Below are 14,546 nucleotides of genomic sequence, written 5' to 3'. Positions count from 1 at the left end.
ATGATGAGCGTCGATGAAAAGCGTATTCGCGAATTTGCCTATCAGATCTGGGAGTCGGAAGGTAAACCCGTAGGCCAGGAAGAGCGCCATTGGGACATGGCGCGCAAGCTTGCGGAAGCCGAGTCCCTGGCGCCCAAGGCGGCGCCACGCAAGCGCGCCCCGGCCAAACCTAAAGCCCCTGCCGTGGCCGAAAAGCCGGCGCCGGTGAAGAAGCCGCGCGCGGTGAAAAAGCCCACTGCCGGCTGAATCGGTATCAGTCTCGGCCTCATCGCCGGTAGCCAGCCCTTGCCCTTTTGCAGGCGCCAGCTTGCCGGTGATGAGCCCGCCTACATTTCCCTCCACACAGGCCCTCGAGGATTGCCATGAGCCCCCGCACCCCAAAGAAAACCCGCTCTGTCGCCCCATCGCGGATCCGCGAAGGACTGCCCTTCCCCCTTGGTGCCACCTGGGATGGGCTGGGGGTCAACTTCGCATTGTTCTCGGCCAACGCCAGCAAGGTCGAACTGTGCCTGTTCGACTCCAGCGGCGAAGAGGAACTGGAGCGCATCGAGCTACCCGAGTACACCGACGAGATCTACCACGGCTACCTGCCCGACGCGCATCCGGGGCTGGTCTACGGCTACCGCGTGCATGGCCCTTACGAGCCAGAGAACGGCCACCGCTTCAACCCCAACAAACTGCTGATCGACCCCTATGCCAAGCAATTGGTCGGCGGCCTGAAATGGTCCGAAGCCTTGTTCGGCTACACCATTGGCCACCCCGACGGCGACCTGTCGTTCGATGAACGCGACAGCGCGCCCTTCGTGCCCAAGTGCAAGGTGATCGACCCTGCCTTCACCTGGGGCCGCGATCAGCGCGTGCTGGTGCCCTGGGAGCGCACGATCATCTACGAAGCCCACACCAAGGGCATCAGCATGCGTCACCCGGCGGTGCCGGAAGCTCTGCGCGGCACTTTCGCCGGCCTTGCCAATGACGAGTTGCTCAAGCACATCAAGGACCTGGGTGTATCAAGCATCGAGCTGCTGCCGATCCATGCCTTCGTCAACGACCAGCACCTGCTGCAAAAAGGCCTGAACAACTACTGGGGCTACAACAGCATCGCCTTCTTCGCGCCGCATCCCAGCTACCTGGCCAGCGGCAAGATCGCCGAGTTCAAGGAGATGGTCGCTCACCTGCATGATGCCGGCCTGGAGGTGATACTCGATGTGGTCTACAACCACACTGCCGAGGGCAACGAACTCGGTCCGACGCTGTCCATGCGCGGCATCGACAACGCCTCGTACTACCGCTTGATGCCGGATGACAAGCGCTACTACATCAACGATTCCGGCACAGGCAACACCCTCGACCTGAGCCACCCCTGCGTACTGCAACTGGTGACCGACTCGCTGCGCTACTGGGCCGGCGAGATGCGCGTCGATGGTTTCCGCTTCGACCTGGCGACCATTCTCGGGCGCTACCACGACGGCTACAACGAACGTCACAGCTTCCTCGTCGCCTGCCGCCAGGACCCGCTGCTCAGCCAGGTCAAGCTCATCGCCGAGCCATGGGACTGCGGCCCCGGCGGCTACCAGGTGGGTCACTTCGCACCGGGCTGGGCGGAATGGAACGACCGCTTCCGCGATACCGTGCGTGCGTTCTGGAAGGGTGACGAAGGCCAGCTAGCCGATTTCGCCTCGCGCATGACCGCCTCGGGCGACATGTTCAACAACCGTGGCCGACGCCCCTATGCCTCAGTCAACTTCGTCACCGCCCATGATGGCTTCACCCTGCGCGACCTGGTGTCGTACAACCACAAGCACAACGAAGACAACGACGAGAACAACCAGGACGGGACCGACAACAACCTGTCATGGAACTGCGGGGCCGAAGGCCCGACCGACGACCCGACCATCAATGCCCTGCGCACCCGGCAGATGCGCAACTTCTTCGCGACCTTGCTGCTGGCCCAGGGCACCCCGATGATCGTCGCCGGCGATGAGTTCAGCCGGACCCAACATGGCAACAACAACGCCTATTGCCAGGACAGCGAGATCGGCTGGGTGAACTGGGAGTTGGACGAAGAAGGCGAAGAGCTGCTGGCCTTTGTCAAACGCCTGACCCGTCTGCGCCTGGCCTACCCGGTGCTGCGCCGCTCACGTTTCCTGGTCGGAGACTACAACGAAGCGATCGGGGTCAAGGACGTCACCTGGCTGGCACCGGATGGCCGCGAAATGAGCGTAGAACAATGGGAAGACCCCCATGGCCGCTGCCTGGGGATGCTAATGGACGGTCGCGCCCAGGTGAGCGGCATCGCCCGCCCCGGTTCGGAGGCTACCCTCCTGCTGATCGTCAATGCCTACCACGACACCGTACCGTTCCTGCTACCGGCCGTACCCGAGGGCGATTACTGGAGCTGCCTGATCAACACCGACAGGCCCGAGATGCGCAAACCCCAGCATCTGCAGTTCGATACGACCTTCGAAGTCAAAGGCCGCTCGGTGCTGCTGATGGTGCTCCAACGAGAAGATGAATAGACCCAACGGGCGCCACCGCCCAAGCGGCGGTGGAGCTTGAGCTCTAGCCCTAACAATGATTCGGCATAGCCGCCGATCGGCAAATAGCGAACATCGCTATGCCCACAATTTTTATCAATAGATTCATAGCGTTGAGCCAATCACCAAGGCATGAACGGGACTTTCACGTTTTCTTGACGCAAGCGCCGACCTCTCCTTAGCTGAACATTATCACTACGCGTAAAAAATCACGCCGGGCCTCTAGCTCGCGCCTTCGTGCGCACTTGCTAAAGCTGGCGTGCTGGTTTGGGTCGCCCTCTGTTTTTGCCGTACAGCTCGTGACAACAGGCCAGGTCCTTGGGCTGTACAACAAAAAAATGAGGAGATCCGCTATGAAAAGAACCTCGAATCCCTGGCGTTTCGACAGCATTTTCTGCGCGGTTTCCACGTCGCTGCTTCTGGCAACCCCTGTGGAAACCTTGGCGTTTGAATTGCAGGACGACCCGACCTTCGACCGCTTCCTGCAACAACCGTCAATGCCACAGCTGTCACTCGACCCGGTGAGCGCCGTCGGCCTCACCCTGGGCACGCTGAACGAGTTTTCCGATCGCATGAGCGAGCGCCACGGGCAGGCCGCACCGGACCTGGTCGCCAGCCAATGGTCGCAGTTCTTCCCCAGCGTGCAACGCCAGGGCGCGCAGCCGCCAGACCAGCTCGAAGCGCCCAGCCAGCAATTGATGATCGGCCCGGACCTGTTCGTACGTGAATCCTCGGCGGGCAATGTGCACCGGGCGGGAATCTTCGTTGGCCATAACAACCTGCAGAGCACCTTCAACGGTATGCGCCCGTTGCTTGGCGACAAGCAGCGCAATGCGGTCAACCTCAGCGGCGAGAGCCTGGGGGTGTACTGGAGCATGACCCATGATCGCGGCTGGCACCTGGATGCCGTGGCCATGGGCTCGCGCATTGATGTCAACGGCCGTGGCGAAAGCGGCCAGCGCCTGGACGACAGCGGCCACGCGATGACCTTCTCGGTGGAAGGCGGCTACCCGATCAAGTTGGGAGGCGGCTGGGTGATCGAGCCACAGGCACAGTTGATCAACCAACAATTCTTCCCCGGCAGCCAAGTGCAGGAAGAGACCTTGCAGGCCTTCGACAGCCAGCCCAGCTGGAGCGGCCGGGTCGGTGCCAAGTTGTCCGGCCGCTACGCCGTGCGCGGCATGCCGATCGAGCCTTACGTGCGGACCAACGTCTGGTACGACTTCAGCAACGCCGACTCGGTGAAGCTGGACCAGGTCGACAAGATTTCCAGCTCGCGCTACTCGACCACGGTGGAGTTAGGCTTGGGACTAGTAGCCAGGGTCACCCCGTCCGTGGCGCTGTTTGTCAGTGCCGATTACAGCAGTGATGTGGATGGGAATGACTTGAATGGGTTGATTGGGAGTTTGGGGGTGAAGATGCGTTGGTAGTGTGTACTGCTGCATAGGGCAAGGGCGGCATTAGGTCATTTAGAGGGGACGGAATTGAGTGGCGGGTCCGCTTACGGGCCGACCTGGATGCCATGCCAAAGGGTGACCTGCACAGGTTGAAAGGACTCGCATTCGCCACCGCCTTGTACATCGCAGCGGTAGTCGGCACCGACGTGTTCGCAGTCGGTTGTCCATCAACTCGTTACACCGTGGATCGGCTTACAGCGGGCGGTCGAGCAGGTACTACTGGTACTCCGACGGGCCGCGTCGGGTGGCGTGGAGTGGGTGAGCTGGACGGCGACGGCGTAGCGGTACTGGCGCTTGAGCAGCGTGGATGGGCTGTCGTGGCTGCCGAGCCACTGCTCCTGCAAACGCCCGACCAGGTCCCAGGCCTGGGGTTGCCCTGCTGCCGAACCACTTCGCGGTGCAGGTCGTCGCGCTCGTAGGCGAGCATCTCGTGGTGGTCGAGGGTCATGCCCAGCAGGTGGCCGCTGCCGTAGGTGAGCCAGCCGACTTTGTGGCCATCCGGGCGGAGGGTGCTGGCGCGCTGGTTGAGGGCGTCGTATTCGTGCTGCCACACGGCGACCATCGGCGTGCCGAGGTGATCGCAGTGGTACCAGGCAATCGCATCGAACGCCTGCGGTGGCATCGTCATCTGCCACAACGGATATTTCTTAAGGCCTACAGGAATGTTTGCACAGGTATATCGACATTTGAGTGCGCAACTTCTTGCGCAGTTGACTCAGGAGAGTGCGCCGAAGCTGTAAAAGCCATCGCGAAATGCAGCAAGCCGGCCGCCACCAAAACCAACGTGCTACCATCGTGCCGCACTCATGGATGCTCTACCGATTCGACAAGGAACGCCGCGCGTGACCACTTCCGTTACTGCTTCACCCTGCCCTGCCCGTTTTCTGCCAGCAGGCCACGCCTGATGCTCGGCGCCCTACTGCAACGGACCCGCCAAGACCTCTCTCCCTGGCAGCGTATAACCCGTGCCTTATGGGGCGGCAGCCTGCCGCTGACGCGCGCCCAGGGCCGTTTGTTGGCGCAATTGATGCTGCTGCCAAGCGCGATGTACCTGCTGCTTGCCCTGGCATACCTGGCGCAGATCACCGACCTGATCGGCAGCCTGGCGCCGCATGCGGTGCTGCAACGCCTCGCCGACCACGGCCAATGGTTGGGGGCTTTCGCCCTGGCCCTGCTGGCATTGAGCTGCTTGTTGCGCAAGGGGCTGCGCCTGAACTGGGGCTTCGGTCGCACACTGTTGTGGGCGCTGCTGACCTGCACAAGCTGCCTGTACCTTGGCAACCAGGCCCAGCGCCTGCTGATCGATAGCCTGGTCGAGCGCACCAGCCCTAGCCAACAAGCCCAGGCAGCCTTCGGTATGCCGCTGCTCAACCGCATGCTCGAACATGACCTGCGCATCGACGGCCAGACCGCCACGCCCGCGCAGTTGCAAAGCCCCGAGGGCAAATGGCGGCTGGCCGAATTGGCCCTGCTGCTACCGGACAGTCCCCAAGTGGCGCTGACAGACGGCCTCACGCCGCAGGCGTTCTTCGAGCAGCTCGCCGACCAACGACGCGGGGGCCTGGAGCGTAATTACCAGCGTTACCTGCAAGCCACCGGCAGGCAGGAGGACCATTACCGCCAGTACCGACGCGCTAGCCAGTTCTACGCGGATGCAACCAGCCGCCTGGCCATCCTCCAGCGCCAGGGCCAGGCCTGGACCGACTACCTGCGTCTGCTCACCAAGCGTGGTCGCACCCTCAATCCATGGAACCTGCCGCTCGCTGAGTGGCAACCTGTGCGCCACGTGCTACGCGAGCAGATGAACGTTCCGGTCAACGACCTCTGGCGCCCCGATGACCGCCGCGGCTTCAACCAGGCGGTCGCCAGGCAGGTGCGGCGCGAAGCACGTAACCGATACGCCGAAACACTCCAGCAACGCATCGACGCCGGCTGGATCGAACCCGGCCTGACGCGGACGGGCTTCCTGGCAGTTAACGCCATCCAGGCCCAATGGCGACAGGATTTGGCCCTACCCGCTGGCATCACTTTGTATGCCTACCTGACCAAGGAAGCCTTCGCGCTCACAGTCTACCGACCGGCACTGCAATACGACGCCCGCGAACTGATGAAGCAACGCGTCGAGGCCAGCAACGACCTCTCTACCCTCGGCCGTGACAGCTACCGCGATCTGGTAACCCCAGGCGTCACCGTGCTGCTGATCAGCATCGGGTTGGTGGTGCACCTGTTCAGAACGCTGGCGTACCTGCTGCGTTTGGGGCTGCCGCAGCCTCCGGGCGTGTACCTGAAACTGTTGGCGCTGTACGTGTTGCTACTGGGCAGCATGGCGCTGTTTACGGGCAAGTCACAGGTACCGGCATTCGGACTGACCACGGGCAACAGCGATAGCCTGGTGTTAACCCTGGCGCGCAACACGTTGGACTGGACCGCTGCGCATCAGGCGCACCTGTATGCCTGGGGCAATGGCCTGCGCCAGGGCATGCTGCGCGGCTATGGCTTCGGTGCTACAACCCCTCAGGAAGACTGAGTGTTGCGCATGCTCCTGAGCCGCGCCCACAGTCCTTGGGCGGCAAAGGCATCACGCAACTGCGCCGCACTCACGCGGCGCTGCTCGGGGTCGAACGCCAGCGCCACACGCAATGCGCTCCAGGCCTTGGCCGGCATGCCAAGCGGCACCGAAAGCCGCGAGCTCAGCGCCTGGTCGCGGACCTTGATCGAGGGTACACGCTCGAAGGGATGACGGCCGCAGGCCAGCTCATACAATACGCAGGCAACGGCATACAGGTCGCTGGCCCTGCTGGGATTACTGCCCTCGAACAACTCCGGCGCTGCATAGGCCGGTGTCCAGGCTTCGAAACGGCCGTAGCTCAAATGCGGCAACCTGGCCAGTGGCCCTTCCACGGCCATGCCCAGGCCAAAGTCGAACAGACGCACGCCATCGTCGCCGAGCATCACATTGCTGGGTTTGATATCGCCATGCACCACCCCTTGGCCGTGTACACAGGCCAGGGCGTCGAGCAGCGGCACGGCTATTTCACGCACCTCTGCCCACGCCAGGCCCAGGGGCTGGTCGCAGAGTACGCGGTCAAGCGCACGACCACGCATCAACTCCATGCTGATGAAGGCGCGCCCGCATTGCGGATCGACAGCGAAACCATGCAACCGCACCAGGTTGGGGTGCCGCAAGCGGCTGGTAAGCGCGTATTCGTTGAACAGCAATGCGTTGGCGTCTGCCGAGGCAGCCAGTTGGTCGCTCATCAGCTTGACCGCCAACAACGGTTGCGGATCACCGTAGCTTTCCTGCAACAAGTCGCGAGCGCGATACACCAGGCCCATGCCGCCAGCCCCCAGCAGCCGCTCGAGGCGATAGCGGCCGGCCAACAGCTCGGGCACAGGCAACACGTCGACGGCTGCCGGGATTGCAGGCAACGGTTCTGCCGCCCTGCCCTTGCCACGGCGCTTGCGCCGCCCCTTGCCATTGCTGCCCCGATCCGGCTCGCCGGCCGGCTGGGTGAAGGAAAAGTAGGTGGCGTCGCCACCTTGCTCCAGGGCATCGAGTATATCCAGTGCGTCGCCGCTCATTGATGGATCACCACTGCGGTCAGGTTGTCTTTCGCCGCACCGCCCAGTGCAGTAGCAAACAGTCGCTGCAAGGCATCGGCGGGCGACGCAAGGTCCAGGGCGTGGCCGAGACCATCGCTTTGAAGGCTGTCGTAGAGACCGTCGCTGCACAGGAGGAACACATCGCCCGGCAACGCTTCGAACTCCAGCACCTCCAGCTTGAGCTCGGCACTGGCGCCCACCGCACGGGTCAGTGCGCGTGCCGAGGGGTGGCCACGGGCCTGCTCGGCGCTCATGCGCTGCTGGTCGATCAATTGCTGCGCAAGCGAATGATCGCGGGTCAGCTGGTACAGCCGATGCCCACGCCACAGGTAGCAACGGCTGTCGCCGGCCCACACGCATGCACCACGGCGGCCTTCAAGCAGTAACGTGACCACTGTGCTTCCGATGATTCGCGCGTGGCCCTCGACGCTCACTGTCAGCTCCTGGCCCAGGCGGCGATTGATCCAGTGCAGGCATTGGCGGACCGCGACCACACGCTCGTCGAAACTGGCGGCAGGGGCCAGTTCAGCCAGGCTGGCCACGATCATCTGGCTGGCGACATCGCCATCCTCATGTCCTCCCATACCATCCGCTACAGCCCACAACCCATGCTGCGGGCAATCCAGAAATGCATCCTCGTTGCGGGCGCGCACCTTGCCGGCGTCTGTGCGCGCCGCACTGCGCCAGGGGTTGGCGTGCAGCATCAGAGTTCACCCGGCAGCCGCAGGCCACGCAACACGTTCAGGTCGAACGGGTTGGGCGAGCGCTGGCTGGTCAGCAGGTAGTTGGCGCGCATACCTCCGACGTTGGCCTTGACCACCATGGTGTCGCGGCCCTTGAGGTACTCGGTCTGCATCAGGTCGAGCAAGCGGAACAGCGCCCACGGGCCGCCGTTCTTTTCCAGCGACATGGGGCGGCCATTGATTTGCTCCAGGGTCAGGCTGCTGTTGCCGTCCTGTGCCTCGGTCGGCCACTTGAACGTGGTGGAGACAATCGGACCATGACGGTAGTCGATCACCTGGTCACCGAAGCGAAACTCAGCGCGACTCACCGATGGATCGAGGGTGTACGGTTCGAGCTTGAACTGCACTTGCGGCTCTTGCGGGTTTTGCGCAAAGAAGCTCTGGCGCACGGCCTGGATGATGCCCATCTGTTCAAGGAACGTCTTGGTCATCGGCAGGCTCTGGCCGTCCAGGCTGCGCAAGCGATAGTTGCCTGGCTCGCCACTGACGAACGGCTTCATGTAGCTGTCGAAGAACTGGTCGGCTACACCCTGGGCCTTGAAGAAGTCGCGGAAATCGCTGATCGCCACATCGCCGGTGCCTGCGGCGTTGAACGGGTAGCGCGACTCGATGGCCTTGCCATAGAAGCTGTACAGCTCACTCTGGTAACGCTGGTTGAGGTAGTTGTAGCTGTCGTTCAGGACCATGCGCCAGATGTCGTCCGAGAGCAGGTTGAACCAGCCCGCCACTGGCCGTGGCAGTCGGGCGGTGCCGTTGCGCAGGCTGCTCAAGGCGTCACGTTGGCCCGACATGCGCGCCTTGGCCATCTGGTACGAAGCTTCCTCGACCTGGTTGGAGCGCGCCAGCCCGGCCAATTGTTGTTGCAGATCGTTCAGCGCTTGCAGGGTCGGCGCCAGATCAGGCCCTGGGCCGTTGTTGTCATCGAGCAAACGGTGCAGCGGCTCGAAGCGCCGTTGCAGCGCCATGCGCGCGGTGTCTGGCAGCGGTCGCTTGGCCAGGGCGTCACGGGCCTTGCCGGCGACCGCGCCAGCCACGGCAGTGCCGTTCTTGCCAAGCTTCTTGGCCGCGGCCTTGCCAGCGGCCGCCTCGGCTGCCTGCTCGCCCTCGTCTGACGTCTCTGGCAACGTCGGGAAACGGGTGTTCTCGCGCACTTCGGTCAGCAGCAGCAACAACGGCGAGTTGGCGGCGGTGAGCGCCGACAATTGGTCAGCGCCTTCCCCCGCGTCGCTGAACGGAATCAAGCCGACCTGGTTGATCGCCTCCCCCCAATAATTGGCGTAGTCGCGAAAATACAACTGTTCCAGCGCCACCATCAGCCGTCGCATGTCCATGTCGCTGATACCTGGCCCCTCCCCCAGCACCCAGTTGTCACGCAGGATGTCGTTGACCAGGTTGGCGCCCTGCACCGAGAAGTATTGCTGGTAACCCTGGGAGGTGTAGAAGCCCGGAATCGCATAGTCGACCCCCACGAACTGGCTCGCCTGTGGCCCCAACTGCTGGCTCAGGCGGTACTCGGGCAGACTGCGGGCCTGTTCTCGCAGCACTCGGTAGACCACGCTGGCCAGCGACTCTGCACGCAACACCTGACGCGCCTGTGCCACCAGCGCATCATTGAGCGGCAAGGCGAACGGTTGCTGCAACAGGCGCCCGAAGTGTGCGTTGAGCGCCTCCTGCGCGGCGGTGTTGCCGCTGTAGCGCTGCGACCAGCCGGCTGCCACCCAATCCTGCAACCAGTCCTGATCTCGACGCTCGGGATCGCCCAGCATCAGGTAGGCACGCAGGCTGTTGAGCAAGCGTTCGCGGTTCTTCAGGTTGCTGCGAATCTGCTCTTCCACCATCTTGCCGACGCGCGGCAGCAGGACTTGCTCGAGTTCGCGCTGGTAAGCAGGTTGCAGCACCTCGTTGGCAGCCCCCCCTTGATACAGGCCGGCGCGCTGCAGCAGCGAGACATCGCCACTGTCGGGAAACACTCGTGCTGCCTGGTAGGCCGAATCCAACGGCTTGAGTGCGGCCAGGGCATCGTCGCGGCCGTCGAGGCTCTGGTGCTGATGCTGCCATTGCCGAGCCAGTTCACGCAGCGCTTCCAGACGCTCATGGTTGCCGGAGAAACTGTTTGCCCACAGCAGGCCGAACAGCACCAGCGCGCCGAGTGCCGTCAGGTATACGGCACGCTGGCCCCAATTGATGCGGCGCCGCTCACGGCGGTCGAGGCCAGCCAGGTCGTATTCGGGAAACACGACACGGGTGAACAACTGCAGCATGAAGCGCGCCCGCCCCCGCGGGATTCCGTGCCCAGGCATACCGGGCTGGAAGCCATTGTCGCTATCGACCTGCGGCGCAAGGTGCGGCGCGCTGGTCAGATAGACACCGCGCAAGTGGCTGGCGCGCTGATAGCGGTTGCCGGTGAAAGCGGCATCCACCAACAGGCACAATTGGTCACCGATGCGTCCGAGCTGGTGCGGGAAATCGAGGATGCGCGCACGACGCAAGGTATTGCGCTCGTGGTGGATGCGCTGGGTGACCTGGTCACCCAGGCGCTGCAGCAGGCCCTGAAACTCGTTGGCCAGTAACTCGGTATCGGCGCCATTCTTGCCTTTGCCGAACGTGACGCCAAACACCTGTTCGTTTTCTTCTCGCGACTGCTGGTCGAAGAATTCCTCAAAGCCAGCCAGCCGGTCGGTCTTGGTCAGCACCAGGTATACCGGCAGGTCCTGGTGCAGGCGCTGGCGCAACTCCTGCAAGCGCGAGCGAACCTTCTGCGCCAAGTCGTTCAATGCCGCGTCACCGCCAAGCAAGGTATCCATTGGTACGGTGATCAACACACCGTTGAGCGGCCGATTGCGGCGACGCTGACGCAGCAGGTCGAGCAAGGTGCGCCAGGCATGGCCGTCCAGCTCACTGTCGCGCTGTTCGAGGAAGCGCCCGCCGGTGTCGACCAGCACGCCCTGCTCGGCAAAGTAGTAATTGCAGTATTCGCCATTGCCCGCGTCCTGCGAGCGCCTGCGCTCCAGCGCGTTGATGGGAAACTCCAGCCCCGAATGCTCCAGCAGGCTGGTCTTGCCCGAGCCATTGGCGCCGAGCACCAGGTACCATGGCAGATCACGACGCCAGCGGTCGTGACGGCCACCGTACAGGCTCGAGGTGTTGAGCGTGGCCAGGGCATGCTTGAAACGCGCCCTGATTTCCTTGGCCGCTTCGTACTTGCGCTCTTCACGCTCCAGACGCTCTTGCCCGCCCTCGCTCTCCAGCGCCTTCTGCTTGCGATGGTTGGCACGCCAGCTGGCGTACACCATCCACAATCCCCAGAGCAGGAACAGCACACTGATGGTCAACAGCCGCGCCGCGGCGTCTTCCCAGAACTTGTCGTCGGCGACGGCCAGCAGTGGCCCGACGAACCACACCAGCAAGGCCAGGGCCAGCACCAGCAGCAGACTCCACACCCAGGTCCGGGCAAGGAATGCGCCGACTTTCTTGAAAACATTCTTCATCACAGATCCTTGTGTCACTGCTTCTGTTCGGCCACGTTCTGTTCGAGGGGCTGGAAGGGTTGCAAGACGGTGGCGCGCTGCTCCCCCAGCACCCAGGCGAAACCGGCATACAGCACCATCAGACACACCATCGTGAGCAACGCCACGCTCCACCACGGCACGATACGCACCGGAGTGTGGCGCTGGTCGTGACCCTCCCAGCGTGGCGCCAACTCGCGCGGCACGTCGCCCCGCAGCTGGCGGATCTGGCGGAACAGCGCGTCGCGGATGCCTTCGAGTTCGGACATACCGCGATCGATTACCCGATACTTGCCCTCGAAGCCCAGCGACAGGCACAGGTACATCAGCTCCAGCATGGCCAGGTGCTTGACCGGGTTCTTCGACATGCGGTCGAGCAAGGCGAAGAACTTCTCGCCGCCGAAGGTTTCGTTGTGAAACGCACTGAGCAGGCTCATCTGGGACCACTGACTTTCGTTGCCCCACGAGGTGGTGACCACGGCTTCATCGACCACGGTGCAAATCAGGTAGCGCGCCACCGTCACCTGGCTGCTCTCGACCCCTTCGTAATGGATGCGCGCTTCGAAGGTGCGAATGTAGGCGCTCAGTCGCTCCTTGAGCGTATTCAAGTCTTCGGCGGTTTCGCTGTGCTTGAGCCGCACCACTTCCGAAATCAACTCGGCAGCAGCCGCCACCAACGGGTTGAGACCGACGCTGAAGCTGCCGCTGGCAGGGAGCCGCGCCGAATAGACCATACGCTGCTCCAGCGGCTCGACCTTGGCCGCATCGCCATGGGCCGTCAGTGGCTGGCCAGAGGGTGCCGAGCCATCCTGGTTGTACAGGACGGTCTTGTCGTCCTGCGGGTGTTCCGTGTCCTTGCTCATTGCGGTCAGTTCCTGATGGCCCAGAATTTCAGTTCAAGATCGGAGAACTCACTGGTGACGTGGAAGGCGAAACCACCAGAGCCATCCATCTTGGCGCGATCTGCGGCATCGAGTTCGACGATGAAGTAGGTTTTGTTGGCATGAAACGGGATCTGCCTCGGTGCCACAGGCAAGGGCTTGACCTTGAGCCCAGGCAAGTGAAGGTTGACCAACTGGCGAATGCGCTCCACCGGGCCGACCTTGAGGTGCAGCGGCAAACGCTGGCGCAGCTCCTCGGATTCGCAGTTGGCGCTGGCGGCCAGTACGAACGATGCCGTGGTGAGCAGCCCTGGATCGTGCAAGGGTGAAACCAGGATGCCGTACTGGCGCTGTTGCAGCTCCAACTCGATGGCATGTTGCTCGAGCACCATCGACAACACCTGACGGATCGACTCCATCAGCTTGCGGAAGCTGCTGCCCTGGTCACTGTGCTGGTAACGAGCGTCCAGCCGAGGGCGCTTGGTGTCGCTGGAGAAGGTCGACAGGTCGCCGAGCATGATCAGGAAGGTGCGGTACAACTCTTCCGGGTGCACCTGCTCAAGGTTCAGGTAGTGACGCAGCAGCAACTCGGTACGGTTGATCAGCTGCAGCATCATGAAGTCGCCCACCTCTGCACCGCCGACCTTGCCATTGGAGCGGATGCGCTCGGCCAGGGTGTCGCCACGCAAGGCCAGCATGCTGATCACTTCCTTCAGGCATGACTGCAGGTACACCGAGGATTGGGTCCGGATGTAGCTCGGGACGAAGTCCGGATCCAGGGTAATGACCCCGTCCGGCGAGGTGTCGAGCACTTCGCACACCTTGAGCTTGACGTACGCCTGGTCGCCCTGCTGCTCGCCCAGCAGCAGGCGGAAGTCCGGGCGCGCGCAGTTGATCTGGGTGCTGTTGTCATCGCCCGCGTTGGAATCGCTGACCTCCAGCTCGTAGGTGGTATAGCGCGTCAATACCTCGGCCTGCTCCGGCCGGCGGGCCTCGATGTGGTTTCCGGTGACCAGCGGCAAGGCCATGAAGATCGGCGTGCTGCCGGTGTTTGGCGGCACGTCCAGGGCCAGCGGTTCACTGCTGCCATCGAGCTCGAACAGACTGCCATCCGGCAGGATGCCTGCGGCACGACTGATCACCAGCTTGCCCATGGTCAGGAACTGCAGGTCGATCTCCAGATCGATGAAACCCCAGGTGCAATTACCCAGCAGCTGCGTGCGGGTTTTCATCTGGCTGTCGTAGTAGCGGTCGTTGTGCTGGAAATGCTGCGGGCGCAGCAGCATGCCTTCCTGCCAGACTACCTTGTGCACGTTCATGGCTGTTCACCCGCTTGGACTACCGCTGGTACGCCGTTGTGAATACCGGTCTTGTCCAGGTACAGGTTGACGACCGTCCGCTCACCGGCCCGAACCGGCTGCACCCGGCGCCACTCGGCTTGCTCCAGGTCGCGATAGGCGGCCAGCACGCCGACGAAGCGGCTGCCTGGGTCGATGCTCAGGTTCAGACTCAGGGTTTCGCCTGGGCGCAGTTCGTGCTCTTCGCTGGCAACCATGTCCAGGTCGAGGGCTTCTTTCGGGCGCTGGTAGAGCGTGAAGAAGTCGGTGCTTTCAAACGCGACCGGGTGCTTGAGCTCGAACAGACGTACCACTACCGGCGACGGCCGGCCGTTGATGTCGAGGTTGAGCGCGTCGGTGGCGGTCAGTGTCAGGTCGAGCTTGGTCATGTGCGAATACGGCGACAGCGCGGCACAGCCGGTCAACCAGGACGCGGCAACCAAAGCCCACGCTGCCCCGAAGCATTTGCGGGTGATAGGTTTCAT

Annotated in this window: 11 protein-coding genes; 4 read left to right on the top strand and 7 right to left on the bottom strand. The window is 63.0% G+C overall.

Annotation, left to right across the window (positions count from 1 at the left end):
• The 3 genes from P3R38_RS09875 to P3R38_RS09865 all read left to right on the top strand — a co-directional run bounded on the left by P3R38_RS09875 (window position 1) and on the right by P3R38_RS09865 (window position 3,964).
• The gene (locus tag P3R38_RS09875) at window positions 1–246 is read left to right on the top strand and encodes a DUF2934 domain-containing protein (RefSeq protein WP_027907028.1); all 246 of its coding nucleotides are present in this window, start codon (window positions 1–3) and stop codon (window positions 244–246) included.
• A gap of 116 nt (window positions 247–362) precedes the next feature.
• Window positions 363–2,516, top strand: coding sequence for a glycogen debranching protein GlgX (gene glgX / locus P3R38_RS09870; RefSeq protein ID WP_104881923.1), 2,154 nt, complete (start codon window positions 363–365; stop codon window positions 2,514–2,516).
• 371 nt (window positions 2,517–2,887) lie between these two features.
• Window positions 2,888–3,964 carry an autotransporter outer membrane beta-barrel domain-containing protein gene (locus P3R38_RS09865; protein WP_023380011.1) on the top strand — a complete coding sequence of 359 codons (1,077 nt, stop codon included), beginning with the start codon at window positions 2,888–2,890 and terminating at the stop codon, window positions 3,962–3,964.
• 202 nt (window positions 3,965–4,166) lie between these two features.
• On the opposite strand, the gene P3R38_RS09860 is transcribed toward P3R38_RS09865, so the two are convergent.
• Window positions 4,167–4,619, bottom strand: a complete 453-nt coding sequence (locus P3R38_RS09860) for a hypothetical protein (RefSeq protein ID WP_158664870.1) — start codon at window positions 4,617–4,619, stop codon at window positions 4,167–4,169.
• A gap of 276 nt (window positions 4,620–4,895) precedes the next feature.
• On the opposite strand from P3R38_RS09860, the gene P3R38_RS09855 reads away from it, so the two are divergent.
• Window positions 4,896–6,518 (top strand): hypothetical protein, encoded by a 1,623-nt coding sequence (locus P3R38_RS09855; RefSeq protein WP_104881925.1) that lies wholly within the window; start codon window positions 4,896–4,898, stop codon window positions 6,516–6,518.
• Here P3R38_RS09855 and P3R38_RS09850 read toward each other — a convergent pair.
• Genes P3R38_RS09850 through tssJ form a run of 6 tightly spaced genes read right to left on the bottom strand, consistent with a single transcriptional unit; the run spans window position 6,506 to window position 14,546 of the window.
• Entirely contained in the window at window positions 6,506–7,573 is a 1,068-nt protein-coding gene (locus P3R38_RS09850) for a serine/threonine-protein kinase (RefSeq protein ID WP_023380008.1), read from the bottom strand. The genes P3R38_RS09855 and P3R38_RS09850 overlap by 13 nt on opposite strands.
• On the bottom strand, window positions 7,570–8,298 hold the full coding sequence (locus tag P3R38_RS09845; protein ID WP_023380007.1) for a PP2C family serine/threonine-protein phosphatase: 729 nt from the start codon (window positions 8,296–8,298) through the stop codon (window positions 7,570–7,572). The genes P3R38_RS09850 and P3R38_RS09845 overlap by 4 nt, the downstream gene beginning before the upstream one ends.
• A complete protein-coding gene (tssM, locus tag P3R38_RS09840; protein ID WP_104881927.1) occupies window positions 8,298–11,825 on the bottom strand; it encodes a type VI secretion system membrane subunit TssM in 3,528 nt (1,175 codons plus the stop codon). Before tssM ends, P3R38_RS09845 begins: the two co-directional genes overlap by 1 nt.
• 14 nt (window positions 11,826–11,839) lie before the next feature.
• Entirely contained in the window at window positions 11,840–12,706 is an 867-nt protein-coding gene (gene icmH, locus P3R38_RS09835) for a type IVB secretion system protein IcmH/DotU (protein WP_277687095.1), read from the bottom strand.
• Window positions 12,707–12,711: 5 nt separating this feature from the next.
• A complete protein-coding gene (tssK, locus tag P3R38_RS09830) occupies window positions 12,712–14,043 on the bottom strand; it encodes a type VI secretion system baseplate subunit TssK (protein ID WP_023380004.1) in 1,332 nt (443 codons plus the stop codon).
• A complete protein-coding gene (gene tssJ / locus P3R38_RS09825) occupies window positions 14,040–14,546 on the bottom strand; it encodes a type VI secretion system lipoprotein TssJ (protein ID WP_023380003.1) in 507 nt (168 codons plus the stop codon). The genes tssK and tssJ overlap by 4 nt, the downstream gene beginning before the upstream one ends.

It is taken from the genome of Pseudomonas sp. NyZ480 (assembly GCF_029537255.1).
Lineage (GTDB): Bacteria > Pseudomonadota > Gammaproteobacteria > Pseudomonadales > Pseudomonadaceae > Aquipseudomonas > Aquipseudomonas taiwanensis.
Note: the sequence above shows the minus strand (reverse complement) of the source record. Positions and strands in the feature narration are given on the sequence as shown.